28 protein-coding genes are annotated in these 25,387 nt (G+C 61.0%); 13 read left to right on the top strand and 15 right to left on the bottom strand.

The window, feature by feature from the left end:
* Positions 1 to 11: 11 nt before the first annotated feature.
* Entirely contained in the window at positions 12 to 1,580 is a 1,569-nt protein-coding gene (locus A4G99_RS00665; RefSeq protein WP_066138155.1) for a Na+/H+ antiporter NhaC family protein, read from the bottom strand.
* Positions 1,581 to 1,736: 156 nt separating this feature from the next.
* On the opposite strand from A4G99_RS00665, the gene A4G99_RS00660 reads away from it, so the two are divergent.
* Positions 1,737 to 2,666: an NAD-dependent epimerase/dehydratase family protein gene (locus A4G99_RS00660; RefSeq protein WP_066138085.1), complete on the top strand. Its 930-nt coding sequence runs from the start codon at positions 1,737 to 1,739 to the stop codon at positions 2,664 to 2,666.
* Between the two features lie 18 nt (positions 2,667 to 2,684).
* Here A4G99_RS00660 and A4G99_RS00655 read toward each other — a convergent pair whose 3' ends face one another.
* The 6 genes from A4G99_RS00655 to A4G99_RS00630 form a co-directional block, all read right to left on the bottom strand.
* Positions 2,685 to 3,017 carry a BsuPI-related putative proteinase inhibitor gene (locus tag A4G99_RS00655; protein ID WP_066138081.1) on the bottom strand — a complete coding sequence of 111 codons (333 nt, stop codon included), beginning with the start codon at positions 3,015 to 3,017 and terminating at the stop codon, positions 2,685 to 2,687.
* Positions 3,018 to 3,257: 240 nt separating this feature from the next.
* Entirely contained in the window at positions 3,258 to 4,370 is a 1,113-nt protein-coding gene (locus A4G99_RS00650) for a S8 family peptidase (RefSeq protein ID WP_066138078.1), read from the bottom strand.
* Between the two features lie 108 nt (positions 4,371 to 4,478).
* Positions 4,479 to 5,609: a S8 family peptidase gene (locus A4G99_RS00645; RefSeq protein ID WP_082837646.1), complete on the bottom strand. Its 1,131-nt coding sequence runs from the start codon at positions 5,607 to 5,609 to the stop codon at positions 4,479 to 4,481.
* A gap of 162 nt (positions 5,610 to 5,771) precedes the next feature.
* Positions 5,772 to 6,851 (bottom strand): S8 family peptidase, encoded by a 1,080-nt coding sequence (locus tag A4G99_RS00640; RefSeq protein WP_082837652.1) that lies wholly within the window; start codon positions 6,849 to 6,851, stop codon positions 5,772 to 5,774.
* A gap of 254 nt (positions 6,852 to 7,105) precedes the next feature.
* Positions 7,106 to 8,152, bottom strand: a complete 1,047-nt coding sequence (locus A4G99_RS00635; RefSeq protein WP_082837651.1) for a S8 family peptidase — start codon at positions 8,150 to 8,152, stop codon at positions 7,106 to 7,108.
* Positions 8,153 to 8,371: 219 nt separating this feature from the next.
* Positions 8,372 to 8,599, bottom strand: a complete 228-nt coding sequence (locus A4G99_RS00630) for a hypothetical protein (protein ID WP_066138072.1) — start codon at positions 8,597 to 8,599, stop codon at positions 8,372 to 8,374.
* 146 nt (positions 8,600 to 8,745) lie between these two features.
* On the opposite strand from A4G99_RS00630, the gene A4G99_RS00625 reads away from it, so the two are divergent.
* The 3 genes from A4G99_RS00625 to A4G99_RS00615 all read left to right on the top strand — a co-directional run bounded on the left by A4G99_RS00625 (position 8,746) and on the right by A4G99_RS00615 (position 11,546).
* Positions 8,746 to 9,504, top strand: a complete 759-nt coding sequence (locus A4G99_RS00625) for a DUF2797 domain-containing protein (protein WP_066138069.1) — start codon at positions 8,746 to 8,748, stop codon at positions 9,502 to 9,504.
* A gap of 23 nt (positions 9,505 to 9,527) precedes the next feature.
* Complete coding sequence (locus A4G99_RS00620) at positions 9,528 to 10,865, top strand: DEAD/DEAH box helicase (protein ID WP_066138064.1); 1,338 nt, start codon at positions 9,528 to 9,530, stop codon at positions 10,863 to 10,865.
* A 183-nt stretch (positions 10,866 to 11,048) separates the two neighbouring features.
* Positions 11,049 to 11,546 carry a hypothetical protein gene (locus tag A4G99_RS00615; protein ID WP_066138061.1) on the top strand — a complete coding sequence of 166 codons (498 nt, stop codon included), beginning with the start codon at positions 11,049 to 11,051 and terminating at the stop codon, positions 11,544 to 11,546.
* Here the strand turns inward: A4G99_RS00615 and A4G99_RS00610 are convergent, their stop codons facing one another.
* Entirely contained in the window at positions 11,547 to 11,933 is a 387-nt protein-coding gene (locus A4G99_RS00610; RefSeq protein WP_066138057.1) for a hypothetical protein, read from the bottom strand. It lies immediately after the preceding gene.
* Positions 11,934 to 12,011: 78 nt separating this feature from the next.
* Between A4G99_RS00610 and A4G99_RS00605 the strand changes: the two genes are divergently transcribed.
* Complete coding sequence (locus tag A4G99_RS00605; protein WP_066138053.1) at positions 12,012 to 13,517, top strand: DUF790 family protein; 1,506 nt, start codon at positions 12,012 to 12,014, stop codon at positions 13,515 to 13,517.
* 19 nt (positions 13,518 to 13,536) lie between these two features.
* On the opposite strand, the gene A4G99_RS00600 is transcribed toward A4G99_RS00605, so the two are convergent.
* Together A4G99_RS00600 and A4G99_RS00595 are read right to left on the bottom strand one after the other, a co-directional pair.
* Positions 13,537 to 14,061 (bottom strand): hypothetical protein, encoded by a 525-nt coding sequence (locus A4G99_RS00600; RefSeq protein WP_066138050.1) that lies wholly within the window; start codon positions 14,059 to 14,061, stop codon positions 13,537 to 13,539.
* Positions 14,058 to 14,963, bottom strand: a complete 906-nt coding sequence (locus A4G99_RS00595) for an RsmB/NOP family class I SAM-dependent RNA methyltransferase (RefSeq protein WP_066138047.1) — start codon at positions 14,961 to 14,963, stop codon at positions 14,058 to 14,060. The genes A4G99_RS00600 and A4G99_RS00595 overlap by 4 nt, the downstream gene beginning before the upstream one ends.
* A gap of 119 nt (positions 14,964 to 15,082) precedes the next feature.
* Here A4G99_RS00595 and A4G99_RS00590 point away from each other — a divergent pair, with 119 nt between their 5' ends.
* Positions 15,083 to 15,829 carry a proteasome assembly chaperone family protein gene (locus A4G99_RS00590; RefSeq protein WP_066138045.1) on the top strand — a complete coding sequence of 249 codons (747 nt, stop codon included), beginning with the start codon at positions 15,083 to 15,085 and terminating at the stop codon, positions 15,827 to 15,829.
* Positions 15,830 to 16,204: 375 nt separating this feature from the next.
* Here the strand turns inward: A4G99_RS00590 and A4G99_RS00585 are convergent, their stop codons facing one another.
* Together A4G99_RS00585 and A4G99_RS00580 are read right to left on the bottom strand one after the other, a co-directional pair.
* Complete coding sequence (locus A4G99_RS00585) at positions 16,205 to 16,813, bottom strand: HD domain-containing protein (protein ID WP_066138043.1); 609 nt, start codon at positions 16,811 to 16,813, stop codon at positions 16,205 to 16,207.
* Between the two features lie 51 nt (positions 16,814 to 16,864).
* Entirely contained in the window at positions 16,865 to 17,476 is a 612-nt protein-coding gene (locus A4G99_RS00580; protein WP_066138040.1) for a hypothetical protein, read from the bottom strand.
* A 105-nt stretch (positions 17,477 to 17,581) separates the two neighbouring features.
* Here A4G99_RS00580 and A4G99_RS25575 point away from each other — a divergent pair, with 105 nt between their 5' ends.
* The 5 genes from A4G99_RS25575 to A4G99_RS00560 all read left to right on the top strand — a co-directional run bounded on the left by A4G99_RS25575 (position 17,582) and on the right by A4G99_RS00560 (position 21,457).
* Positions 17,582 to 17,731, top strand: a complete 150-nt coding sequence (locus A4G99_RS25575; RefSeq protein ID WP_190303651.1) for a hypothetical protein — start codon at positions 17,582 to 17,584, stop codon at positions 17,729 to 17,731.
* A gap of 226 nt (positions 17,732 to 17,957) precedes the next feature.
* Positions 17,958 to 18,740, top strand: coding sequence for a GIDE domain-containing protein (locus A4G99_RS00575; protein ID WP_066138037.1), 783 nt, complete (start codon positions 17,958 to 17,960; stop codon positions 18,738 to 18,740).
* A 177-nt stretch (positions 18,741 to 18,917) separates the two neighbouring features.
* Positions 18,918 to 20,039: a pyridoxal phosphate-dependent aminotransferase gene (locus tag A4G99_RS00570; RefSeq protein WP_066138034.1), complete on the top strand. Its 1,122-nt coding sequence runs from the start codon at positions 18,918 to 18,920 to the stop codon at positions 20,037 to 20,039.
* Positions 20,040 to 20,097: 58 nt separating this feature from the next.
* Complete coding sequence (locus A4G99_RS00565; RefSeq protein WP_066138031.1) at positions 20,098 to 20,949, top strand: UbiA family prenyltransferase; 852 nt, start codon at positions 20,098 to 20,100, stop codon at positions 20,947 to 20,949.
* Between the two features lie 184 nt (positions 20,950 to 21,133).
* A complete protein-coding gene (locus A4G99_RS00560; RefSeq protein WP_223301516.1) occupies positions 21,134 to 21,457 on the top strand; it encodes an NUDIX domain-containing protein in 324 nt (107 codons plus the stop codon).
* Between the two features lie 17 nt (positions 21,458 to 21,474).
* On the opposite strand, the gene A4G99_RS00555 is transcribed toward A4G99_RS00560, so the two are convergent.
* A complete protein-coding gene (locus A4G99_RS00555) occupies positions 21,475 to 21,858 on the bottom strand; it encodes a hypothetical protein (RefSeq protein ID WP_066138029.1) in 384 nt (127 codons plus the stop codon).
* 39 nt (positions 21,859 to 21,897) lie between these two features.
* Here A4G99_RS00555 and A4G99_RS00550 point away from each other — a divergent pair, with 39 nt between their 5' ends.
* On the top strand, positions 21,898 to 22,779 hold the full coding sequence (locus tag A4G99_RS00550) for an alpha/beta fold hydrolase (protein ID WP_066138026.1): 882 nt from the start codon (positions 21,898 to 21,900) through the stop codon (positions 22,777 to 22,779).
* Positions 22,780 to 22,840: 61 nt separating this feature from the next.
* Here A4G99_RS00550 and A4G99_RS00545 read toward each other — a convergent pair whose 3' ends face one another.
* Complete coding sequence (locus tag A4G99_RS00545; RefSeq protein WP_066138023.1) at positions 22,841 to 23,263, bottom strand: hypothetical protein; 423 nt, start codon at positions 23,261 to 23,263, stop codon at positions 22,841 to 22,843.
* Positions 23,264 to 23,369: 106 nt separating this feature from the next.
* On the opposite strand from A4G99_RS00545, the gene paaK reads away from it, so the two are divergent.
* Positions 23,370 to 24,656 (top strand): phenylacetate--CoA ligase PaaK, encoded by a 1,287-nt coding sequence (gene paaK, locus A4G99_RS00540; protein WP_066138020.1) that lies wholly within the window; start codon positions 23,370 to 23,372, stop codon positions 24,654 to 24,656.
* Positions 24,657 to 24,833: 177 nt separating this feature from the next.
* On the opposite strand, the gene A4G99_RS26410 is transcribed toward paaK, so the two are convergent.
* Positions 24,834 to 25,307, bottom strand: a complete 474-nt coding sequence (locus A4G99_RS26410; protein ID WP_223301515.1) for a universal stress protein — start codon at positions 25,305 to 25,307, stop codon at positions 24,834 to 24,836.
* Positions 25,308 to 25,387 lie beyond the last annotated feature (80 nt).

Below are 25,387 nucleotides of genomic sequence, written 5' to 3'. Positions count from 1 at the left end.
GGTTTCGAATTTCACTCGAAAGCCTGTGCAACGCCGATTTCGTCGGTGACGCCGACGTACTCGGAGAGGAAGTAGGTAACACCGATCAACAGCGCGACGCCGAGGAGGAGGGTAGCGCTCACCGGAATTCCGGTGTAGCCGCTGACGAGGAACGATCCAGTCGCGATGACTGCCGCGAGCATCGCGTACGGAATCTGCGTGTTGACGTGGTCCACGTGGTCGCTGGCGGCGAACATGCTCGACATGACGGTCGTATCGCTGATGGGTGAGCAGTGATCACCGAAGAGCGACCCCGTGAGGATGGCACCGATGCCCATCACGAGCGGTGACCCGAGCGAGTGCGCCAAGGGGACGGCGACAGGGAACAGGATTGCCATCGTCCCCCACGAGGTGCCGATGCAGAAGCTGATGATCGCAGCGCTCAGGAAGATGACGGCCGGGAGCAGTTCGGGCGTGATGATACCCTGCGAGACGCTGACGACGTAGTCGCCGACGCCCAGTTTCTGGCTGACCGAGCCGATGCTCCACGCCAGCGAGAGGATGGCGACGGGGAACATCACCATCTTGAATCCCTCGAAAATGGAGTCGCTCACCGCGTCGAGTTCGATGCGGGCGTGGCCGACGAGGATGGCGAGGATCGTCCCGCACCCCGCGAACGCCGCCCAGAGGATTGCACTCGCCGTGTCGGCGTCTTCGAGCGCGTTGCTGAACGAACCGCCGTCCATTCCTCCCCCGGTGAACCAGAGGCTGAACACGGTGACGAAGATGAGGACGAGGATGGGAGACACGAAGTACCACCAGCGCGGATCGACGTAGTCGGGCGTTTCGATGTCGCTCGCTTGTGTCTCCATCAACGGATTAGCGTCGTCGCCGAGGACTTTCCCTTTCTCCCGAGCGCGGCGTTCGGCGGCCTGCATTGGGCCGAAGTCCCAATCGGTAAGGACGATGATGAACACCAACACGATGGCGAAGAGGCTGTAGAAGCGGAACGGGATGGACTGAACGAACACGATGAACGGTTCCTTATCGATTCCCAACGCGTCGAACTGTTGTTTGATGAGTCCGACCTCGTAACCGAGCCACGTCGAGACCACCGCGATGCTCGCTGTCGGAGCGGTGGTCGAGTCGAGGATGTACGCCAGTTTCTCCCGACTCACGTCGAATCGGTCCGTGACGGGTCGCATCACCGAACCGGAAATCATCGTGCTGGCGTACGAGTCGAAGAAGATGAGCATTCCCAGGATGGACGTCCCCAACCGGGCTTGCCGACTCGACCCTACCCGTTTGACGATAGCGTCCGCCACCGAACTCATACCACCTGAAAGGAATATCATTCCCAGCATCGCGCCGATGAGGAACGTAAACAACAACAGTTTGACGTTGAACGTCGAGGTGACGTTCGCCACCACGAACTGCAACCCTCGGGCGGCACCGGCGATGGGATTCCATCCGACGAGAATCGTCGCACCGAGCCAAATTCCGGCGAACAAGGAAAGGAGCGCTTGTCGCGTGGTGAGAGTTAGCACGATGGCGATCAACGCCGGGAGTAAACTGATCAATCCGTATGTCTCAGCAGCCATACCGGAAACCATTTCGATATTTGTGTATAAGCGTTATTGGCGTTCAGTGAAAAATTAGATAATATTTCACGAGATCGCTTTCGATTCAAAACCTCGCTCCGGAGGGGTGGACGACGGACCGGAACACACTTGCCGGAAACAATCACACAAGCGAGCATGCAGCTTACAGGAAAGCGGATCCTCGTAACCGGCGGTGCCGGTCTGGTCGGTTCTCACCTCGCAAAGCGCCTCTCCAAATCGAACGATGTGACGGTCGTCGACGACCTCTCGAAGGGAACGCAGGACCGCGTTCCCGACGGTGTGACGTTCGTGCAGGCGGATATGACCGAAGAAAATGACGTGGCAGAGGTCATCACCGAAGACCTCGACATGGTGTTTCATTTCGCGGCGTACACGGACACGAACTACGCCCAGCCGCGCAAACTGTTCGAAGAGAACAGCGAGATGACGTACAACATTCTCGAACGAATGCACGATGTCGACGTGACCAACTTCGCGTTCACGTCCTCTTCGACGGTGTACGGCGAAGCGCCGATGCCGACGCCCGAGGACTACGCGCCGTTGGAACCCATCAGCATCTACGGGGCGAGCAAACTCGCGGACGAGGGAATCATCTCGACGTACGCTCACTCCTACGGGTTCGACGTGTGGATGTACCGCTTCGCCAACATCGTCGGTCCGCACCAGCGCGGCAACGTCATTCCGGATTTCATCGAAAAGCTGCTCGAAGACCCCGAATCGCTGACCATCCTCGGCGACGGACGACAGGAAAAATCCTACCTCCACGTCGAGGAGTGTATCGACGCGATGTGCCACATCGTCGAGAATGGGGAAGACGATTTGAACACGTACAACCTCGGGACGCGGACGACGACTTCGGTCAACGCCATCGCGGACATCGTGGCCGACGTGATGGGACTCGACCCCGAGTACGAGTACACCGGCGGCGACCGCGGATGGACGGGCGACGTACCCAAGATGCGTCTCTCCATCGAGAAACTGTCGGCGCTCGGCTGGGATCCCACCCAGAGCAGCGACGAGGCGGTTCGACGTGCCGCAGAACAGTTGTACGACGAACTGAAATAGATCGGACTCCCGAGAAAATCAGAGTTTGAAGTCTGTTCGCGCTTCCACGTCTTCTTCCACGATTTCGAGCGTCGCGACGACGGTGTACTGGCCCGGTTTCGCGTCGGGCCATCCGCCGGAGTAGGTCTTCTCGACGTCCGGGTCGAACGCCACGTTTTGGAGCGCTTGCGTGTACATCTGCCCGTCGCTTGCGCGCCAAATCTCCGCGCCGTCGTCGAGGACGGCGAAGTCGGCCTTGAGGCCGCTCCGGAACGTCACGTTCGTGGGGTCGGTGTCGGTGTTTTTCACCCGCAGTTCGAACTCGACGGTTCCGTCCGTCGGCGTCGCCGTTACTTCGCTTTCGAGCGTCATTATTTACAATTCGTTTCGCTAGTTCGAAAAGGTTGTCCCCTTCGCTCCAACTCTCCCCTCTCTTTCTCTTTCGGACTCGCTGATTCGGGACCCCTGCTGAAAAATGCCGCCGGTGATACTGATGGAGATACGGCCGTCAGCTGATGAGATGGCCGTCAGCTGATGAGATGGCCGTGTTAGTGATGAGAACGGCGTGTTGGTGATGAGAACGGCGTGTTGGTGATGATGCGGTCGTCGGGATTAGACCGCCGAGTACACGTCCAGGAGGCCGTAGCCCTGCTCGTTGCTGGACAGGCCGAGGTCCTCCGCGGTGTTCTGGAGGCGGCTTCGGGCACCCGTGTTGGAGTAGCCGAGTTGGCCCATCAGGATGCCTGCGGCACCGGCGACGTGCGGGGTCGCCATCGACGTTCCCGAGAGCGTCTCGTAGGAGTCTCCGTAGTAGGTCGAGTAGATGCTGCTGCCGGGTGCGGCAATCTCGACTTCCGATCCGGTGCTGGAGAAGTACGAGAGGCCGTCCGAGGAGTTCGTCGAACTGATGGCGACACATTCGCTGTACTTCGCCGGGTAGCCGACACAGTCCGTGCACGGTCCGGAGTTCCCGGCCGCCGTGGCGAGGAAGACGCCGTTGTTGTAGGCGTACGAGACCGCGTCCTGCAACGCGGAGGAACCGGACGAACCGCCGAGGCTCAGACTCCCGACGTCCCATCCCTGATTCGCGACGTATTCGATACCCGCTGCGATGTCGGAGTACGACCCGCGCCCGTTGCTGTTCAGTACCTTCACGGCGTGGAGCGTGGCCTCCGGTGCGACCCCGACGACACCCTGACTGTTGTCCTCCGCGGCCGCGATACCGGCACAGTGCGTCCCGTGGCCGTTGTTGTCCTCCCAGCTCGAACTGGTGTACGAGGTCCCGCTGCCGATGTTGTTGTCCAGGTCGGGGTGCGAGGAGTCGATTCCCGTGTCGATGATGGCGATGTCAGCGCCCGCGCCCGTGTATCCGGCACTGTGTGCTTCATCGGCGTCCACGCGGTCCACGCCCCACGGAAGGGTCTGGCTGAGTGCGTGCATCGTCCCGTCCTCCTCGACGTAGCGTACCTCGCTCCGTCGTTGGAGCGCTTTGACGGCCTTCTTCGGTACTTCGAGCGTCACCGCGTCGAACGAGAAGTCGTGGTGAACTTTCGACGACGCGTCCATCGCCGCCCGCTTTCCTGCTTTTCCACGATATCCGACGTTGACCCGTACCTTGTCCGTCGGTTTCGCGTTTGCGAATCCAGTGACTGCCAGTCCTGCCGTCGCTCCACCGGTCGCCCTGAGTACGTTACGTCGTGAAACCGCCTTTTCGTTGCGTGGCATTGCGATTGAAATCATGTAGCGTGCTCTCTTAAATTTTTTTCTTAGATCACTAGATTAAGAAAAACAATATACTCTTCTGGAATAATCCGTTTCGACGTCGTTCGTCGCTCAATTTTCGCTCGAATCCAGTCCCAACGCGGCCGCGACGTCCACGAGTCCGTAGCCCTGTTCGTCGCTCGACAGGCCGAGGTCCTCCGCCGTCTCACGGAGTCGTTGGCGTGCGCCCGTGTTCGTGTACCCCGTGGCCATCACCTGTGCCGCCGCGCCGGAGACGTGCGCCGTCGACATCGACGTCCCCGAGAGGGTTCGGTAGGTGTCGTCCCAGTACGTCGAGTTGACGCTTTTACCGGGCGCGATGAGTTCGATTTCCGGGCCCCGACTCGAAAAGCTGGCAATGTCGTCTTCGGTGTTCGATGCGCTCACTGCGACGACCTCCGACGACGAGGCCGGATAGCCGACACAGGACGTGCACGGACCGGACCCGCCCGATGCACCGACGAGCAGGCAACCGTTGCTGTAGGCGTACTGCACCGCGGAGTCGACCGTCGAGGACCCGGACCCGCCGCCGAGACTCAGGTTGATGACGTCGTAGCCCTGGTCCGCCGCCCACTCGATTCCCGCCGCGATGTCGGAGTACGATCCACTGCCGTTGCTATCCAGCACCTTTACCGCGTGGAGCGTGGCCTCCGGTGCGACGCCGACGACGCCCTGACCGTCGTTCGCGGCACCGATGATTCCCGCGACGTGTGTCCCGTGGCCGTTGTCGTCGCTCCACGAACTCCCGACGACGGCTTTCCCAGTCCCGAGGTTCGCCTGCAGGTCCGGATGGTTCGAGTCGATGCCGGTATCCACGACGGCAACCTCGGCACCCGTGCCGGTGTAACCGCTCTCGATGGCGATGTCGGCGTCGATACGGTCCACGCCGTGTGGAAGGTCCTGCAGGAGCGCGCGCATCGTCCCGTTTTCCTCGACGTACGCCACGCCCGGCGCGGATTCGAGGGCCGATATCGCGTTCGCCGGAACGCGAACCGTCATCGCGTCGATGGAGTCGAACTCCCGTACCACGTCGTTCGCCGCTTCGCGGGCCATCCGTCGTCCGGAGTGTGTCTCGAAGCCGACGTTTACCTCCCGAAGCCCATCCGTCCCGGCGGCGACGCCGCTCGCACCAACGGCAACCATCGATGCACCGGTCGCTTTCAATACGGTCCGACGAGTCGTAACTCGTGTTTCGTCCGTCATCAAAACAAATAGAGACCAACCCAGTATAATATTTATTTCTAGCAGTTAGTACTAGTATTTACTAATTGATTTGGTGTGTAAATGTTCCAAGCGTCCGGTGCAGTAGCTCGTCGGTTTTGAAAACGAAAGTTGGTGTGATGAACCGTCGACCGGGTCGCCGTCTCAGTTGTCGCTGGAGTCGAGTCCGAGCGCGGCGGCGACGTCGAGGAGACCGCTTCCCTGTACGTTGCTCGACAAGCCGAGGTCCTCGGTCGTGTTCAGGATTTGGCTCTCCGCGTCGCGGGCCGAGTAGCCCTGCGCGATTAGCTGACCGACCGCACCGGCGACGTGCGGGGTCGCCATCGACGTTCCGGAGTAGGTGTCGTAGCCGCCGGGGACGGTCGAATAGATGTCGGTACCGGGGGCGATGATGTTGACTTCCGGACCTTGGCTGGAGAACGAGGACTGTTCGTCGCTGTCGTTCGAGGACGCGACGGTGATCGTCTCGGGGTAGGCACCGGGGTACTCGACACAGTCCGTACACTGGCCGTCGTTGCCTGCCGCCGCCACGAGCACGACGCCGTTGTCGTACGCGTACTCGATAGCGTCCTTGAGCGCCTGCGAGCTGGAGGAGCCACCGAGACTCATGCTGGCGACGTCCCAACCCTGATCCGCGACGTACTCGACACCGGCCGCGATGTCGGAAAACGACCCGCTTCCGGAACAGTCGAGCACTTTGACGGCGTGGAGCGTCGCCTGCGTCGAGACGCCGACGACGCCCTGGCTGTTGTCCACGGCGTTCGCGATACCGGCACAGTGCGTCCCGTGGTTGTTGTCGTCGGACCACGAGTCGTTACAGGAGTTGCTGTTCCCGTAGAAGATACAGCTACCCGTGTATCCGCCGCTGCCACAGGTGACGAACGACTTGCCCGAGCCGATGTTCGCTTGCAGGTCCGGGTGGTCGTCGTCGATTCCCGTGTCGACGATGGCGATGTCGGCACCGGAACCCGTGTCACCGTTGTCGTGCGCGACGTCCGCATCCACGCGGTCCACGCCCCACGGCGTCGTCTGAGCGAGGGCTTCCATCGTGCCGTTCTCCTCGACGTAGCGGATGTGGGGGTTCTTTTCGAGCGCGGTCGCCGCCCGTTTCGGGACGCGAATCGTCATCGCCTCGATGGAGTTGAACTCGCGGACGACTTCGTCCGCACTGCTTCGGGTCATCGCCCGTCCGCGTGCGCTCTTGAACCCGACGTTCACTTCCACCTTGTCCGTCGGCTCGGCCGATGCCAAGCCAGTCGCACCGGCCGCTGCGATGGAGCCACCGGTCAGTTTGAGAATATTACGTCGTGATACGCCATTGGCTTTCCTTACCATACCATATGGTAGAATGAAACATGAGTTTAAAAGATTAACTATTTTACTTAGTATAAGTAAAATTGAAGAGATATTAACTTTCTATCGGATAATGAATTTTGTATAAATCGGGGGAGCGATGGTCGGCTACCGAACAGACCGGGTTAGTTGTCGCTGGAGTCGAGACCGAGTGCGGCCGCCGTGTCGAGGAGTCCTGCGCCGCTCTCGTTGCTCGAAAGGCCGATGTCCTCCGCGGTTTGTTTGATCGTGTCCCGCGCCTGCGTGTTCGACGCCCCGTCGGCCATCAACTGACCGGCGGTCCCCGCGACGTGCGGGGTCGCCATCGACGTTCCCGAGAGGGTGTCGTAGCCGCCGGGGACGGTCGAGTAGATACTACTGCCGGGTGCGGCAATCTCGACTTCCGATCCGGTGCTGGAGAAGTACGAGAGGCCGTCCGAGGAGTTCGTCGAACCGACTGCCATGACTTCCGGATAGGCTGCGGGGTAGCCGACGCAGTCGGTACACGGACCGCTGTTGCCCGCCGCGGCGACGAGGAAGACACCGTTGTCCACCGCGTACTGACACGCATCGCGGAGCGTGGAGGAACCGGACGAACCGCCGAGACTCATGCTCCCGACGTCCCATCCCTGATCCGCGACGTACTCGATACCCGCCGCGATGTCCGAGTACGACCCGCTACCCTGGTTGTCGAGCACTTTGACGGCGTGGAGCGTCGCCTGCGTCGAGACGCCGACGACGCCTTGGCTGTTGTCCACGGCGTCCGCGATACCACCACAGTGCGTGCCGTGTTCGTTGTCGTCGTCCCAGTCGTTCCGGCACGTGCTCTTTCCGCCGCGACACTTGACGAACGCCTTGCCAGACCCGATGTTGGCTTGGAGGTCGGGATGATCCGAGTCGATTCCCGTGTCGATGATGGCGATATCAGCGCCCGCGCCGGTGTCACCGTCGTCGTGCGCGACGTCGGCGTCCACGCGGTCCACGCCCCACGGAAGCGTTTGGCCCAGTGCGTGCATCGTGCCGTTCTCCTCGACGTATCGAACGTGAGGGTTCTTTTCGAGCGCGGTCGCCGCCCGTTTCGGCACACGGATCGTCATCGCGTCGATTGAATTGAACTCCCGCACCACGTCGTCCGCACTGCTTCGGGTCATCGCCCGTCCGCGTGCGCTCTTGAACCCGACGTTCACCTCCACCGTGTCCGTCGGCTTCGCCGCCGCGAGTCCGGTCGCACCCGCCGCCGCGAGCGAACCGCCAGTCAGTTTGAGAATTTTACGCCGTGATACGCCATTGGCTTTCCTTACCATGCAACTGTAACAATAAACCATGTGTTAATATAATTTCTTGCCCATGTTGTGAAAATAAACCACAGTTTCAGCTTCACTGACCGTTTGACCATCACCGAAGAGACACCGTTACGCCCCGGATTGCGCGTTTTCCTCGACGTAGCGTATTTCGGGATGGCCGTCCAGTTCCTCCCACTTTGTGCGCGGAATCACCACCGTCACCACGTCGAGCGACTCGAACTCCCGAACGACGGTCACTGCGGCGTCCAACGCCGCTCGTTTGCCTCCCTCACCGTCGTACCCGATGTTCGCTTCGACGGTATCCCGCTCGGAACCACCCGATTCGTGGCCTGACACGACGTACCATTGCAAGGGGTATTATTAAACTATTTTCATAAATGTGGTCCACATTAAGATAATAAAAAATCAACAGATGAGAACGAGAACCCGTAGATATCGGGCGGAACGATACGTCTTTTATCCGGTGAAACCCAACGTCAGTTGTGCAGATCGTCGGCTACGAGACGGGCGCATCCGGTGACGAACCACCAGCACTGCTGGTGAGCGACGGCGATTCCCTTTCGCGCGAGACGCTCGAACGGGGGACCGAACTCGAATACACGCTCGGAGAACGACACTGTGCGGGAACGTTCGACGGATCGACGCACATCCCCTGTTCTCGCCCCGACGCCCCCTACTGTGACGTCCACACAAGCACGTGGGTCTGTGCTCGCTGTACCGGCACCTGTCTCAAGGACGAGATGGACTGTTTCGAGGACCACGCCATCTACCTCGCCGCGTTCGCACCCACGATATTCAAAGTCGGCGTCACCCGTGAGTGGAGACTCGAAACGCGACTTCGGGAACAGGGTGCGGACCGCGCCGCCCACCTCGCGACCGTGAAGGATGGTCGAATCGCCCGCCAGCGCGAAGCTGAAATCGCCGAGACGTTCACCGACCGCGTCCGCGTCCCGGCGAAGATTCGAACCCTCAATCGAACCGTCGACGGAACCGCGTGGCAGGAGGCAGTGTCCCGGTTCGACCCGCTCGAAACGTTCGAGTTCGATTATGGGTTCGAACTGGAATCCGCACCCGTCCACGAGACGCTCGCCAGCGGTACCGTCCTCGGAACGCAAGGCCGCGTTCTCGTCCTCGAACGCGCCGGGACGGCCTACGCGACGGACATGCGCGACCTCGTCGGCTACGAACTCGAAGTCGGCACGACCGACCGAAGCCTGCAGGCCAGCCTCGGCACCTTTTAGATTCCGTACTCCCCACGTTCAGTGTGGCAGACGTGACCCTCTCCTTCGAGAACGGGACGCTTCGGGTCGAAACCGAGCGCGAAATTCCCCACACCGAACCCGACCCGCGCTCGAAGACGCGCCGCGCTCCCGCCTTCCGCTACGCGGCCATCCGCAAGTACTGCGAGGAGAATGGACTCTCCATCGCGGAGACCGTCCTCGAACTCCCTGAACTTCCGCCGCTCTACTCCGCCTACGAACTGCGTGATTATCAGAAAGACGCACTCGATTCGTGGGAGGACGCGGGACGGCACGGAGTTCTCGAACTTCCGACGGGAAGCGGAAAAACCGTCATCGGCGTGAAGGCCATCGAACGCTGTCAGACCCCGACGCTCGTCGTCGTTCCGACCATCGACCTGCTCACGCAGTGGCGGCGTATCCTCGAAACCGAGTTCGACGTTCCCATCGGCCAACTCGGCGGCGGCGAACAGAACGTCGAGGGACTCACCGTTTCGACTTACGACTCGGCGTATCTCCGGGCCGACGACATCGGCGACCGGTTCGGTCTCGTCATCTTCGACGAAGTGCACCACCTCGGCGGCGAAGGATACCGAGAAATCGCTCGCCTGCTCGCCGCCCCCGCCAGAATGGGGTTGACCGCGACGTTCGAACGACCGGACGGCGCACACGAGGTCGTGAGCGACCTCGTCGGACAGAAAATTTTCGACATCGACGTGGACGAACTCGCCGGAACTCACCTCGCGCCGTACGACGTGAAACGCATGACCGTCGAACTCACGCCCGAGGAGCGCGAGCGATACGAGGCGGCACAGGGCGTCTTCACCAACTACCTCGCCAGTTCGTCCATTCAGATGCGGAGCGGGAGCGACTATCAGGAACTCGTCAAGCGGTCAGGAAGCGACCCGAAAGCCCGCAAGGCGCTCCTCGCCAAGCAACGCGCGCGGGACATCATGATGAACAGCGAGGGGAAAGTCACCACGCTCGGTGAAATCCTCGGCAACCACCGGGACGACCGGATCATCGTTTTCACCGCCCACAACGACCTCGTGTACCGCCTCTCGGAGCGATTTCTCATTCCGGCGATCACCCACCAGACGTCGGCCCCCGAACGTCGGGAAATTCTCGACCGCTTTCGGCGGGGGGAGTACTCGCGCGTCATCACGTCGAACGTGTTGGACGAAGGGGTGGACGTCCCGGATGCCAACGTTGCAGTCGTCCTTTCCGGGAGCGGAAGCGAACGCGAGTTCACCCAACGTCTCGGCCGAATCCTCCGCGCAAAGGACGACGGAGGGCGTGCGCTCCTGTACGAAGTCGTCACCGAGGAGACGGCCGAAGTTCGCGTCGCGAACCGTCGACGATAGATTTTCGTCCATCCGTTCAGATAGTATAGAATGTTTTCATACTATCTTTTGCATCTATAGTTTTGATAGTATCCTGATAGTACTCAATATTCGTGTCGTCTTTGTCTCGGATGGGGACGACCTCTCCCTCTGACATGGCTCCCAGGGGTCGCCCCCGACTACTCTTCGAACCTGAGACTGACGATGACCGAAGTATCCACCCCATCGACGACCGACGAATACGAACTACTGACTGCGAAACGGAAAGAGCAGGTCGGGAACACCGAGACGGCAACCGTTCGGCGCGTGCACGTGACCGAGACGCACGTCAGGCTTTCACTCGACTTCGGGTGGACGGCCGACCCGGAACGGATCAGTTACGATTTGGACGACGACGGTGACGTGCGTAACCTCGAAGCCGTGACCGCCGAACACGGTTTCGAGTTCGCGCAGGTTGGTTACTTGGAAGAACTTCCGCTGGCAGTTCGATACACGGGTGACGAATGGGTTCCGACCGCCCACACCGTGTCCTCAAGCGGGTACGATTCCTTTCACGAAGCCGTTAACGCGGAGCGTGTTCGAGTACCTGTCCGCCGATTTCTCGCTCGGATGCGGTCGATAACCATGGAAGAGTTCATCGTCGGCGTGATACTCACCAAAAAAATGCTCGTGGTCGCGATTCTGATCTGGTGGCTGCTGTAGTTACTTCAGATTGATGGATATCGGCCGGTTCGTTGCGTTCTCATATCTGTCGTACGTCATGTCGAAGGGAACACTGACCTCTTTCGTCTTTCCTGCGGGAACCGTTATAGTCGGTGTTTCCTCGTGAACGGTACCGTCCGTTTTTACTGTCACCTTGAGGTCCGCGGACTCCGTTTCCTTTCCGGTATTTTTCACGGTAACGACGACCACGAGGTGACCGTTTTCCCCCTTCTTCGGTTTGATTCCGCGACTTTCTAGGTCTCCGGATCGACTATTATCACCGTCATCCTTCCGATTTCCACGGTCACCGAGAATGGCTGCACAACCGCTCATCGAGGTAAGAGAGACAACGAGACCGAGTTTCTGGAGGGATTCCCGTCTTCGCATACTCCATACCCATTGGAGCAGTTGGAATGAATCTTCTCATTCCGACTTCTTTTGTATTCGAACTACGTACCCCACGCCGTGCTTACGAAAGACCTGCTCCGGGTATCCCGCGCCGGGGGAGGCTACCATCCGCAGTTCGCCGACCGAGAACACCGACCGCTCGCAGCACGCGTGCTCGGCACGTATCAGGGCCACGTCGGCGAACCGCACGCTCGTCTCCAGTCCTCACTTTCGGACCTCGAAACCGAGGCGTCGGATTTCAAACTCGTTCGCGGGTTCGCCAAACTTCTCGAACGTGAAGCGATGTTCGAACCTCGCGCCCCCGTCCCGCCCGAACGCGCTCGAACCGTCGCGTTCGAAACCGCGGAGACGGTCGGTGTCGCAACCGAAGCGGAGCGAAAGACGGTGCTGGACCGCGCCGCGGAGCGTCTCGACGCGACTCCGGACGACGTCGCCACCTCGCTGTACGCCGACCTCGAAGAGCGCCAACCGCTCGTCGCGTTCGATTCCCGGTGGGACCCCGACGAACTCGTCGCCCAGTACAACCTCTCGCTCGCCCAAACCGCGCTGTTCGACGCGACGGAACTCCGGGTACGAACCTCGGACCCGCGAGCGCTCGTCTCGGCCGTCAAACGACTCCGGTTGATGTACGAGATTCACAAGACGGACGACGGACGAGAAGTCGTCGTCACCGGCCCGGACGCGCTCTTCCGTTCGACGCGGCGATACGGAACGCGGTTCGCCCGCCTGCTTCGAACCGTCGTCAAGGCCGATTCGTGGCGACTCGTGGCGACCATCGACGACTACGGAACCGAGCGCGAACTCGTGCTCTCCGATGCGGACCCTATCCGGCCACCCGGAACGGAACCCATCGGCGACGTCACGTTCGATAGCGACGTCGAGCGGGAGTTCGCGACCCGATTCGAAGCGCTCGAACTGGACTGGGACCTCGTACGCGAACCGGAACCCCTCGCGGCGGGTGCCCGAGTGATGATTCCGGACTTCGCCTTCGACTATCGGCACGCCGACTTCCGCGTGTTCTTCGAGATCATGGGATTCTGGACGCCCGAATACGTCGCAAAGAAGCTCTCGCAGTTGGACGCCGTGGACGACGTGCAACTGCTCGTCGCAGTGGACGAGACCCTCGGCGTCGGCGAGGAGATTTCCGCCCGGGACCACCGCGCGATCCCGTACTCGGGGTCGATTCGATTGAAGGACGTCCGTGACGCGCTCCGGCGGTACGAGGACGAACTCGTCGCCGCGAGCGTCGATTCGCTCCCCAACGAACTCGTGCCGGACGCGGACGTGATTTCCATCGCAGACCTCGCGGCGGAACACGGCGTCAGCGAAGACGCGCTGGAAGGCAAGTCGTTTCCCCGGCATCGACAGGTCGGCAGAACGCTGATTCGACCCGCCGTCCTCACGGAAGTCGGGGACGAAATCGAGGACGGTATGGCCTACTCGGACGCGAAATCGACGTTCTCCGAGCGTGGCATCGAGGACGACAGCGCGCTCCTCTCGGAACTCGGCTACGTCGTCGAGTGGGAGGGACTGGGCGGCGGCGTCGTGCGACGCCGCGAGTGAGATAGGTGGTGTGAAACCCTCAGAGGTCCCGCTGTCGCCCTTGCGGCACGAGCGATTGGAGTTCGCCGTGAAGGAACAGGCCGACGCCGAGCGGTTCGAGTCCGCCCGCGATTTCGTGTGCGGCGATGAGATAGCCCCAATCGCCGTCCCAATCGATTTCCTGATCCTCGCCACGGGCGAACCGCTCGGCCTGCTCGGCGTCGAGTTCGATGACGTTTTTCGTCGCGTGCCGACCGAACCGCTGGGACGCGTTCGTCGTCGGCTTCCAGTGGCGCTGTCGCGTGCGGAGGAACGTCATCCCGAGCGCTTCGATGTGAACCGGCGACTCCAGATCGCCGTCGAGTATCCATATCTTTCCTTTCCCCTTCTCCCAGAAGGAGGCGTGCTCGAACGTCTCCGGCGGGATGCCGAACCGCTCTTCCCACCAGTCGAGCACTTCGGTTCTACTCACGCGCCCCGACACCTCGCGGTCGTCTTCCGTCTCCGGCAGGCGGTCGAATCGCTGGCCGTCGTTCGACGCGAGTTCCTCATCGGTATCGCTCATCGGCCCACCTCCAACTTCGCACAGAAGAACCCGCCGGTGTCGTTGTGGTGCGGGTAGAACCGTTTCGCCTTCCGAATGCTGTCGTCGAACTCGTCATCTTTCCACTCCGTGAGTCCCGGTTCGGATCGCAGGCCGATGTCGTACTCGACCATTCGGCAGTCCTCGCGGGAGAGGACGTAATCGAGGACGGCCTCGTTCTCCTCCGGGGCGAACGTGCAGGTGGAGTACACCACTTTGCCCCCCTCGCGTGTAGCCTGTATCGCCCGTCGGAGAATCCCTTTCTGTACGCCAGCGACGCCTTCGATGTGGTCGAGTCCCCAGTCGTCCAGCGCGGTCGGGTTCTTCCGAATCGTCCCCTCGCAGGAACACGGAACGTCCACGAGCGACGCATCGAAGGTCTCGATGCCAAACGGTTTGAGCGAGAAGTTCCTGGCGTCCTGATTCGTCACGGCCGCGCAGGTGACGCCGAGTCGTTCGGTGTTGAACCGGAGTGCCGACAGTCGGCCGAGGTTGCTGTCGTTCGCCACGACCAACCCCTCGTCGTCCATCAGCGCGGCGAGTTGGGTCGTCTTGCTCCCCGGTGCAGCACAAGCGTCCAACACCCCCTCGCCCGGTTCGGGGTCGAGGACGAATGCCGGAATCGAGGAGACCTCCTCCTGCCCGTGCGTCCAGCCGTGAAACGAGGGCCACGTGTTGCCGGGTTTTCCCTCGATTTCCAGTACGTTCTCGTTCCAATCGCGCGGCGACCACTCGACGCCGCCCTCGTCGAACGCCCGCGTTACCTGCTCGCGGGTCGCTTTGATGCGGTTGACCCTGACGACAGAGGGCAGCGGGCGCTCACACGCCGCGAGAAACGCCTCGAAATCGTCGAGTATGGGTTCGTAGCGCTCCAGTGCGTCCATTGCTCGGCTATGCGGGCGAGAGGTGTTTGTGGGTTTCGAAGTCGTCGGTGGCCGCCCCGACCGTCTCACCGTTTTCCCTCGCCCTCGTTATTAAGACGAGTCGGTCCGAATTTACGGGTATGACGAATATCGCCGTCGTCGCGGACGATATCGAACTCGACGAACCGACGTTGGTCGAAGGGCTCCCCGGACTCGGACTGGTCGGCAAAATCGCCACGGACCATCTCATCGAACAGTTCGATATGACCTACTACGCCGCGGTGGACTGCGATGGAATCCCCCAAATCGCAATCTACGAGGACGGAAAACCAGACCTCCTCCCGCCGGTTCGCATCTACGCCGACGAGGAACGCGACTTGCTCGCGCTGCGAAGCGACGTTCCCATCTCGGCGGACGCCGCCCCGGAGTTCGCGGACTGTGTCACGGGTTGGATGGAATCGAACGACGTGACGCCGCTCTACCTGAGCGGCCTGCCCCAGCAGAAACAACCCGGAAAAGTGCCCGAACTGTACGGGACCGCGACCGGCGACATGGCCCAACTGCTCGAAGAGTATGACATCGGTTTCCCGACCGAGATGGGTGCCATTAGCGGCCCGACCGGCGCGCTCCTTCACCGCGCCAGTCGACACGGCCTCGGCGCAATCGGCCTGATCGTCGAATCCGACCCGCAGTTCCCCGACCCCGAAGCGGCCCGCGTCCTCCTCGAAAAGGGAGTCGACCCCATCGCCGGTACCGAAGTGAACACCGAAGAACTGGTCGAGAGCGCCGAGGAGATTCGCGAGCAGAAAGAGCAGTTCGCACAGCGCATGCAGCAGACCGAAGAGGCGGAGAGTTCGCAGGCTCAACCGCTCAGAATGTTCCAATAGAACGTTTTACGACGGTCAGAAGTCAGCGGTCGCGTGCCGTAGCGCGCGACCGCTGACGGCTTCCCTGTAAAACGTTCATCAAAAGCGCCGGAAGACGTTCCAGCTCACTTCGTTCGCGGGCTGCGACTTCCGAGCCTTCGTTCGCTTTACTCACGAAGACACTCCTCCCTCACTTCGTTTCAGATACCTCGCGGAGCGAGGTGTCTGAACTCCGTTCGGTCGTCGGCCCGGAAAATATCCGATTTTCCGGGAGTGTTGCTGGTCCCCGTGACTGTGTCGGTTGCTGATTTCTGGCGGTTGTGAAAATGCACGTTTTCGACGCCCCTGTCGATTGGTGCTAGCGAACTCGATGGAGGACGGGTGGTAAAGAGATGTTCAAAGTTGACACTCACGTCCGATTTCGTTCTCGTACTCCGTTTTGGTCCGCTCGAACAGTTCCTCCCCCAACTGCGTTTGAAAGCGCGGGGCGGCGGTGGCGAAGAACTCGTCCAAGTTCTCGAATTCGTCGAAGTGGTCGTTCGATTCGGTGTCGTCGTACCGGTTCTGGGACTCGTACTTGAGCGCCTGAAGGCAGTTATCGACCAAGTCCATGTCCTTGACGAACCGCGCGGTCCGCGTCTCCCGCGCCTCGTACTCCTCCCACAGCGACACCAACTCGCCGTCCTCGAAGGGACTGACGAGGTCGGTTACCGCGTTCCGTTCGGCGGCTTCTTTCTCCGCCGCCGAGATGGTCTCCCGCCCGTCTTCCGCGCGGGTGGCGATATCCCCTGTTCGCGCTTCCCCGAGGTCGTGGATGAGGGCCATCGTAACCGCTCGTTCGCGGTCGACGTCGGCCCGTCCGGCGTAGAGGAGACACAGCGATGCCGTCCCCCACGTGTGTGCCGCGACCGACTCCGGAGCCTCGATGTTCCGCAGAACCCACCCGGTACGGAGTTCGTCCTTCAAATCGAACCATTCCAGCAAGGAGTGTAGTTCGTCGCTCATCGTCACGAGAACGGACGAGACGACTATTTAGAATGTCGGTTAATCGTGCAGTTACGCTTCGACCACGAGTTCGAACTTCCACTGTATCCAAATCGATGGGGTCGTTTCGTCAACGAAGTAATCGCCGACGAACGCGTAAGTTCCCGGAACGAGACCACGGGCGGAACTCGGCGCGTCGGATCCCCTTTCTTTTCCCAGTGGTTGCCCGAGAACCGCGTACTCGCCCGTGATGGATTTCCCCGGTTCGATGGTGAGAATCGTTACCGATTCCGGAATCGTGAACGACTCCGTTACCCGCCAGATACCGTGTTCCATCGAATCGGGAACGAGCCGTTCGGGTGTGATAGAAACGTCATCCGATTCGAGCGGAATCAGGTACAACAGTCCCTCAGCGTCATCCTTTCCCGGATACACGTCGAGCGGCGGCGTCGCACCGAACGTCACGTCGATTGGGGTGTCCCTGACGTTCGTGATGGAAACTTCGACGCTTGGGGGGTGTTCGTTCGTCATCTCCCGAGTCGGTTCGATAGCGGTGGCAACGAACGAGTCGTCGGCGAGCGAGTCGTCCGGTTGAAACTCGAACTCGTCCTCCGGATGTGCTGGCGTTCGTCCGACCTTCAGTTCCGTCTCGGCGACTCGAACGGTGGGAAAGTGATCTGGCATGGTTGGTCGTGGGGGTTGTTGGGTTAGTAACCAGTTTCACAGGAAGGATCATCATACTTCTCCGAAGCCATCGCCTTTTTCCATCCCAACCGCTTTCCCCCACTCATGAGCGATACTGACAACGTGGATTTGGACCAGTTCTTCCGCGACGTGGACAAGGTGTACAGCGAGTACGACAACGGCTACATGGACGCCGACGCGGCCCTCTCGGTTATCGACGACCATCTCGACGCACTTCGCGCACAACTCGAGTAATCGAAGCGAAAATCGAGTGATCCGGAAATCAGTCTGCATCGATTGTTGCCGATGCGTTGACCCACTCGGAGTTCGATATTCCTTGACGGACGATTTTTATTTCAGATATTCATATAGACATATATGTAACCGTTATAGGTCGTCTAGTTTCACCACCCATAGACTATCATTTAAATTTCTCTCTGTTCCCAAGCATTCATTTATGGACGGGTGTTTTTGCCGACAAATGGTTCAGAATTTTCTACTCAAGCTCGTGGGACCATGTTTTGGCTTGCCATTTGCAGCGTTCGGCTGTTATATGATGTACAACGGTCGTCGAGACCAGGTACAGAGCAACCGGATTGCTGCTATCGAGACGATGCACATTAGTGACCTCCAACCCGGGACGGTTGGGGTGAAGGGAACCGCTCATCTGTCCGAGAATGCAACCCAACTAAAATCGCCGCTTGAGAGAGAGGACGCATTGGCGGCCCATGTTACGGTTGAGGAGTGGCAAGATAACGGTGAGGGCGCAAGTTGGGTGACCATCCACGAAGAAGAAATCGGTGTACCAATGACTGTGAGCGATGGAACCGGGGAGGTCCAAGTGGAACTTCCTGCCGATGGTGGATTGGATATAGAGCAAACACAAACAGAAGTTGGGAGCGGAGACGAACCGCCGGAGCGAATTCAACGATATATCCAGAACGAACCGAATATTGACGAAGGCACGCGACATCACCACGGGCCGTTAAGTATTGGGGACCGTCGGCGATACTCGGAAGGAGTAATCAAACCCGGCCAGGAGGTCTACGTGGTCGGAACGGTCCGCGAGGTTGCACAGGAATGGGGGGAACACGCCTACGCGATAGACGAACCAACTGAGTCCGGTGAGTTCATCCTCTCGGATCGCTCGAAGAAAGAACTGGTGCAAGAAGGCAAGAAGGGCGCGATAAGCCAGTTCGCCATTGGGGGCTTCATTGTACTCATGGGAGTACTGTTTGCGATCGTATTCTGGATCAATGCGTAACACGACGATACCGCGGATCACAACGCTGTGGAAGATCATCCGCGATAAGATGCTGGCAAGTAAACAGGGATGTTGCTTGTCCGGTAGTCGTATCGACGACCATCTCGAAGCGCTTCGCGCACAAGTCGAGTAATCGAAGCGAAGAATTATCGGGTTCCGTTTCGTCGCTTTCGGTGTATGACCGGCTTTTCGGACAGGGTCGAACACGTATCGATAAGCGGCATTCGGAAGGTGTTCGAGGCCGCAGGTGAGGACGCCATCAATCTCGGACTCGGACAACCGGACTTCCCGACGCCGGACCACGCGCGGGAGGCCGCGCTGGAGGCCATCGAATCGGGCGCGACGGACGCCTACACGTCGAACAAAGGGATTCCCCAGCTTCGGGAAGCCATCAGCGCGAAACACGAACGCGACAACGACATCGACGTGCCGCCGGGGAACATCATCGCCACGGCGGGTGGCAGCGAGGCGCTCCACATCGCCCTCGAAGCGCACGTCAGCGCGGGCGAGGAAGTCATCTTCCCCGACCCCGGGTTCGTCGCGTACGACGCGCTGACCCACCTCGCGGGCGGGACGCCGAAACCCGTCCCCGTGCGCGAGGATTTGACGCTCGACCCGGCAACCATCGAGGAGAACATCACCGAGGACACCGCCGCGTTCGTCGTCAACAGCCCCGGCAACCCGACCGGTGCCGTGTCGGACGAGGAGGATATGCGCGAGTTTGCCCGCATCGCGGACGAACACGACGTGCTCTGTATCTCCGACGAGGTGTACGAACACATCGTCTTCGAGGGAGAACACCACTCGCCGATGCAGTTCGCGGAGACTGACAACGTCGTCGTCGTCAACGCCTGCTCGAAGACGTACTCGATGACCGGGTGGCGACTCGGTTGGGTCGCGGGAAGCGAGCGCAGGATCGAGCGCATGCTCCGCGTTCATCAGTACGTGCAGGCCTGCGCGAGCGCTCCGGCGCAGTTCGCCGCGCTCGGCGCGCTGACCGGCCCGCAGGACACCGTCGAGGAGATGGCCGCCTCGTTCGAGGAGCGGCGTGACATCCTTCTCGACGGCTTGAACGATATCGGACTCGAAACGCCGACGCCGCAGGGCGCGTTCTACGCCATGCCGAAAGTTCCGGACGGCTTCGTGGACGAAGTCCTCGAACGCGGCGTCGTCGTCGTCCCCGGCGAGGCGTTCGGCGAGCACGGCGCGGGCTACGCTCGCATCTCCTACGCGACGAGCATCGAGGAAATCGAGGCGGCGCTGGAAATCATGGGCGAGGCGGCGGACGCGGTTCGCTGAATTTTCCGTCCTCGTTCGGCCTGAGACTTTATCATCGGTGGCGTTGTCAGTCGATTCGATGCCCATCTCACGCCGCGGTTCCGGCGTGGTTCCCGCCGCACGCGCAGTCGCTTCGCAAGTCCACCCAGTGTTCATGCTTCCGCCCGTCGCCGCCTCGTGGTTCGGGAGCATGCTGGCCGGGGAATTTTCGCTCGCGACCGGCGGACTCCACATGGTCGCCATCTTCGCGGCCGTCTACACGGCCCACGTCAAGGACGGCTACGTCGATTTTTACATCAGAGGCGAGGACGAGGACCACCCGCTTACGGCAAAGGGTTGTAAACTCCTGCTCGTCGCCGCCGCGACCCTCTTTCTGGTTTGCCTCGGGGGACTCTGGGTGACCGTCGGCGTCGGCGCGGTGCTCATCACGCTCCCGACGTGGTTCATCGGCTACCTCCACGCGCCGCAACTGGATACGAACCCCATCACGACGACGACCGGTTATCCGCTCGGTATCGCGCTGTCGATCCTCGGCGGTTACTACGTCCAGACGGGGACGCTCTCGCCCGTCGCCATCGCGTTCGCGCTCGTCTTCCTGGTTCTGCTCTCGGGCGTGAAGGTCATCGACGACGCGCAGGATTACGAGTACGACCGCACCATCTCGAAACGAACCGTGGCCGTCGTCCTCGGGCAGAATCGCGCTCGAACCGCAGCCTACGGACTCATCCTGTTCGCGTTGCTCTGTGTCCTCGGACTTTCGGTGTCGGGGGTGTTCCCGCCGAGTTCCGTTCTCGCAGTCCTGGCGTTCGGTGCCGTAGCCGTCGTCGCCTACCGGAGCGGCCCGGAACTCGCCACGATGTTGCTCATCCGCGGGTCGTACGTCTTCCTCGCGCTGTTGCTGACGGCGGTGTGGTTTCGTCCGTTTTCGTGACGGAGTAGGCTTCACCGATCAAGACAGTTGATTGAAATAACGCTTACGCCCCTACCCCTCGTTTTGTAATCGTATCCGTGATCGATCGACCAGTAACCGAAGAAAAAGCCTACGCGTACATCACGCGCAAGGCCGCGCAGACCCGCCAACTGCTCGTCTTCGAGCACGCCAACGAGGACGTTGCGTGCAGGTCCCGAAAGGGACAATTGAGGACGGGGAAGCGCCCCACGAGGCAGTCGTCCGCGAAGTGCGAGAGGAGAGCGGTTTGACCGACTTCGATTCCGTCCGTCCGCTCTCCACGGACGTGTGGAACCACCACGAGAAGCCGAAAGCCTACCGGCGGCACTTCTTCCACCTCGTCGCCGACGAACCGCGCGACGAGTGGCGACACAAGGTCACCGGGAGCGGGGAGGACAACGGCGTCGTCTACAGCTACTTTTGGATTCAGCCCGGCGCGTGTTCGCTTGCCCGCGACATGGACGACTACATCGAGCGAATTCTGGAGTGAGCTCGGGTCGCGCTTGATTACGGTTCGAGCGACCGACAGCGGTCGATCCATCGCGTTTCGAAGGTCGCGTTCGTGACGACTCGTCCAGTAAGGTCCCCGATCTCGGTGATGCCTTCGTCCTCACACCACGAGACGCACTGTTCGTACATCGCCATCGAAACGTCGTCCGTGTCCCGAACGACGCGAAGTTCGTCAGCACCCGAGAGATGAGCGACGAACGCGCGGGTGTGTCCGTCCGCGAGCGTCCACTCGCCGTGGATTTTTCGCACCGGAAGCGGGTCGAACTCCGGCGCATCGAAATCGAGCCACTGTGTCACGAGAGATAGTTTCAGCCCGTTTATGTACAACTGACTGGGTCGAACGTCGGACAGCGGCAGGGCGAACGGTTCGGTCACGAGCATACGTCAACGTTTATCGGCGAAAATACCGTCGGTAGACGTATGTCCGACATGACTCACGACGAGACCATCGTCAACGGCGTCCGTCTCCACTACGTCGAGGCGGGTGATGGTCCACTCGTCCTCCTCCTGCACGGCTTCCCCGAATTCTGGTACTCGTGGCGCGACCAGATTCCGGCCCTCGCCGAGGCAGGGTACCACGTCGTCGCGCCCGACATGCGGGGATACAACGTCTCGGAGAAACCCTACGGCGTCGAATCGTATCGCGTCGAGGAGTTGGTCGGCGACGTTGTCGGCCTCATGGACCACTTCGGCGAGGACGAGGCGTACGTCGTCGGCCACGACTGGGGTGGTGCCGTCGCGTGGGAGGTCGGAATCCGCCACCCCGAGCGCGTCGCCAAGCTCGCCGTCCTGAACGCACCGCATCCGGGTCGGTTTCGCGAAGTCCTGCGGACGCCCGCACAGCTCCGACGTTCGTGGTACATGTTCTTCTTCCAGTTGCCGTGGCTTCCGGAGGCGTACCTCTCCGCCCGAAACTACGACTCCATCGAGGGAATCTTCCGGGACACGCCGGTGAACTCGGACGCGTTCAGCGAGGCGGACGTCCAGCGCTACGTCGAGGCCGCTTCTCAGCCCGGCGCGCTGACGGGGTCCATCAACTACTACCGCGCGCTGTTCCGCGACGCCGTTCCGACGGGACTTCGGTCCCTCGTTGGCGGGTCGAGCCACTCCCTCGACGTGTCGGTACCGACCCTGCTGATTTGGGGCATGGAGGACTTCGCGCTCGGCAACGAGTTGACCGAGGGACTGGATCGCTGGATTCCCGACTTGCGAATCGAGCGCCTATCCGACGCCAGTCACTGGGTCCAAAACGACCGACCCGAAGCGGTGAACGACTCGCTGATCGAATTTCTGTCCGAGTAATCGGTTCGAGTGGCAACCGGCCCCTTCCCACACGTTTTCGATGACGTGGGTGCTCAGGTGCTCACCGGAGTTCTCGTCCCCGAACGAATCGCAATACGCCCGTTCCGATGCCGTAGCCGAGTAACGACCCGACGATGCCAATGATTCCGAAACCGACAGCCAGTGCCCACAGCGGTGCTCGGGCGGTCGTTGGTTGACCGACGAGCACATGCGCCCCGACGACGATGGCGTACAGGACGCCGGGAGTGAGACCGACGGCGAGACTGGCGAGGTAGCCGCCGCCGCGGAACGCGCTCGCACCGGAGACGAACGGTGGTGCGTAGAAGAGCGCCACGGGAAGGAGCGTGTCGGCCAGTGTCGAACCGCTGCCGAGCGTCACGACGAGGAGGAGCGCGAGGACGATTCCCGCGTACCCCCCCACGAAGACCCACCAGTGTCGATTGCGACCCTCCGACCGCCCCCAGAGCTCCGAGACTGTTGCCATCCCGTCGGGGTGCAACGGCAAAGAAAATAAACTTTCATCCGAAGTGGCACGTTTCGACGCCGGTCGAGTAACAGTTTTCCCGCGCCCCTTCCAATCATGAACAAGCATGATATACAGTGACACCGAGGTGTCATCTCGGGCGGAGCTGCGTGCGATTCAGGACGGGCGACTGGCGGAGACGGTCGCACACGCCTACGAAAACGTCCCTCACTATCGTGATGCGTTGGACGAAGCGAACATCTCGCCCGGCGACATCGGAGGCGTCGAGGACGTCTCGAAACTCCCGTTCACGACGAAGGAGGACTTCCGTGACAACTACCCGGACGGGATGTTCGCGGTACCGCGCGCGGAGTTGGCCCGTATCCACGCTTCGTCGGGGACCACCGGGAAGCCGAAAATCGTCGGCTACACGGACTCGGACCTCGGCATCTGGCGCGAGGTGATGGCCCGGTCGCTCAGTGCGGCGGGCGTCGAACCGGAGCACGTCGTTCAGAACGCCTACGGCTACGGCCTGTTCACGGGCGGCCTCGGGTTCCACGACGGCGTCGAGGAACTCGGCGCGTGCGTCATTCCAGTCGGTGGTGGCAACACCGCCCGACAGATCGACATGTTACAGGATTTGGAAAGCGAGGTGCTCTCGTGTACCCCGTCGTACTGTCTCTACCTCGCCGAAGCGATGGAGGACCGCGGCATCGACCCGCACGACCTCGCGCTCGAAACCGTCATCATCGGCGCGGAACCGTTCACGGACCCGATGCGCGAGGAAATCGAGGAGGCGCTCGGCGTGACCGCCGTGGACGTGTACGGTCTCTCGGAAATCATCGGACCGGGCGTTTCCATCGAATGCGCCGAAGCACAGGACGGCCAGCACATCTGGGAGGACCACTTCTATCCCGAAGTCATCGACCCGGAGACGGGCGAACCGCTTCCCGAGGGGGAGGAGGGAGAACTCGTCATCACCAGTCTAACGAAGGAAGCCCTTCCCGTATTGCGCTACCGAACCGGCGACATGACGACGTTGAACTACGAGAAGTGTGCGTGCGGACGGACGATGGTTCGCATGGGCAACGTCACCGGCCGCGCCGACGACCTGCTCATCGTTCGCGGCGTGAACGTCTACCCGAGCCAAATCGAGGAAGTGATGATCGATCTGGACGCCGTCGCGCCACACTATCGCATCGACCTGACGCGGGACGGCCAACTCGACAGGATGAAGATTTCCGTCGAATACCACGAAAACTTCGAGGACTCGCCCGCGGAACTCCGCGACCGGATCGATTCCTGCCTGCGCGAGATTCTCGACGTGAAACCCGACGAACTCGAAGTGGTCGAACCCGGCACCCTCGAACGAACCGAGGTCGGCAAAGTGAAACGCGTGTTCGACCATCGCTGACGCGGCCACGACACGGTTCGATGTCGTCCAACGGTTCGACAGCGTGACCACGGGCGAGAAGACCGAAACGACGTCGTAATCGGAATCCAGCGACGTTCGTTCCGAAGTCGGTGGATCGATCCGGTTCGGAATCAATTATTCGAAACCGGTCATTCGGAATCAATTATTCGAAACCGGTCATTCGGTCCGGAGCCAATTATTCAACAGTGACTCGCGCCCGTTCCGTCGTTCGACGCTGATGACGGTGCTGTACGCCGAGGAGCGAACGTCCTCGGTCGTGGAACCGAAGACGAACTCGTGGAGTCTGTGTTTCTGCGGCGCGCCGAGAACGGTCACGTCATAGTATTGGGATTGGTCGATAATTGCCTCGGCAGCGTCGTCGGCCTCCAAAATCCACTCGTCCACCCCTTCGAACTCGTCCAACCGTTCGTTCGCCGCAGTGACGTATCCCTCCGCGTCCGCGAGGAACTCGTCGTCCCCAGTTTCGGGAACGACGTGGAGCAGTTCGACCCACGCACCGTGTTTTTCGGCCAAACAACGCGCCACGTCGACGGCCCGTCCGGAGTGTGGCCCCCCAGCGACCGGAACGAGGATAGAGGACACGTCGCGCGACGTGTGTGCCCCACCGACCGAGACGACATCGCAGTCCACGCTGCGGCCGACGCGTGTCGAAACGCTTCGGCCGAGGGGGTCGGCAACGTGGAATCGGATTCGGCGACGATGACGACATC

It is taken from the genome of Haladaptatus sp. R4 (genome assembly GCF_001625445.1).
Lineage (GTDB): Archaea > Halobacteriota > Halobacteria > Halobacteriales > Haladaptataceae > Haladaptatus.
Note: the sequence above shows the minus strand (reverse complement) of the source record. Positions and strands in the feature narration are given on the sequence as shown.

Excerpts from the sequence above, each read along its gene's own strand:
- A4G99_RS00545 (WP_066138023.1), bottom strand. The coding sequence starts at position 23,263 with ATGGCAACAGTCTCGGAGCTCTGGGGGCGGTCGGAGGGTCGCAATCGA.
- A4G99_RS00550 (WP_066138026.1), top strand. The coding sequence starts at position 21,898 with ATGTCCGACATGACTCACGACGAGACCATCGTCAACGGCGTCCGTCTC.
- A4G99_RS00660 (WP_066138085.1), top strand. The coding sequence starts at position 1,737 with ATGCAGCTTACAGGAAAGCGGATCCTCGTAACCGGCGGTGCCGGTCTG.
- A4G99_RS00585 (WP_066138043.1), bottom strand. The coding sequence starts at position 16,813 with ATGAGCGACGAACTACACTCCTTGCTGGAATGGTTCGATTTGAAGGAC.
- A4G99_RS00615 (WP_066138061.1), top strand. The coding sequence starts at position 11,049 with ATGACCGAAGTATCCACCCCATCGACGACCGACGAATACGAACTACTG.
- A4G99_RS25575 (WP_190303651.1), top strand. The coding sequence starts at position 17,582 with ATGAGCGATACTGACAACGTGGATTTGGACCAGTTCTTCCGCGACGTG.
- A4G99_RS00575 (WP_066138037.1), top strand. The coding sequence starts at position 17,958 with ATGGTTCAGAATTTTCTACTCAAGCTCGTGGGACCATGTTTTGGCTTG.
- A4G99_RS00580 (WP_066138040.1), bottom strand. The coding sequence starts at position 17,476 with ATGCCAGATCACTTTCCCACCGTTCGAGTCGCCGAGACGGAACTGAAG.
- A4G99_RS00570 (WP_066138034.1), top strand. The coding sequence starts at position 18,918 with ATGACCGGCTTTTCGGACAGGGTCGAACACGTATCGATAAGCGGCATT.
- A4G99_RS00555 (WP_066138029.1), bottom strand. The coding sequence starts at position 21,858 with ATGCTCGTGACCGAACCGTTCGCCCTGCCGCTGTCCGACGTTCGACCC.
- A4G99_RS00600 (WP_066138050.1), bottom strand. The coding sequence starts at position 14,061 with ATGAGCGATACCGATGAGGAACTCGCGTCGAACGACGGCCAGCGATTC.
- A4G99_RS00650 (WP_066138078.1), bottom strand. The coding sequence starts at position 4,370 with ATGCCACGCAACGAAAAGGCGGTTTCACGACGTAACGTACTCAGGGCG.
- A4G99_RS00665 (WP_066138155.1), bottom strand. The coding sequence starts at position 1,580 with ATGGCTGCTGAGACATACGGATTGATCAGTTTACTCCCGGCGTTGATC.
- A4G99_RS00590 (WP_066138045.1), top strand. The coding sequence starts at position 15,083 with ATGACGAATATCGCCGTCGTCGCGGACGATATCGAACTCGACGAACCG.
- A4G99_RS00565 (WP_066138031.1), top strand. The coding sequence starts at position 20,098 with ATGCCCATCTCACGCCGCGGTTCCGGCGTGGTTCCCGCCGCACGCGCA.
- A4G99_RS00595 (WP_066138047.1), bottom strand. The coding sequence starts at position 14,963 with ATGGACGCACTGGAGCGCTACGAACCCATACTCGACGATTTCGAGGCG.
- A4G99_RS00655 (WP_066138081.1), bottom strand. The coding sequence starts at position 3,017 with ATGACGCTCGAAAGCGAAGTAACGGCGACGCCGACGGACGGAACCGTC.
- A4G99_RS00610 (WP_066138057.1), bottom strand. The coding sequence starts at position 11,933 with ATGCGAAGACGGGAATCCCTCCAGAAACTCGGTCTCGTTGTCTCTCTT.
- A4G99_RS00645 (WP_082837646.1), bottom strand. The coding sequence starts at position 5,609 with ATGACGGACGAAACACGAGTTACGACTCGTCGGACCGTATTGAAAGCG.
- paaK (WP_066138020.1), top strand. The coding sequence starts at position 23,370 with ATGATATACAGTGACACCGAGGTGTCATCTCGGGCGGAGCTGCGTGCG.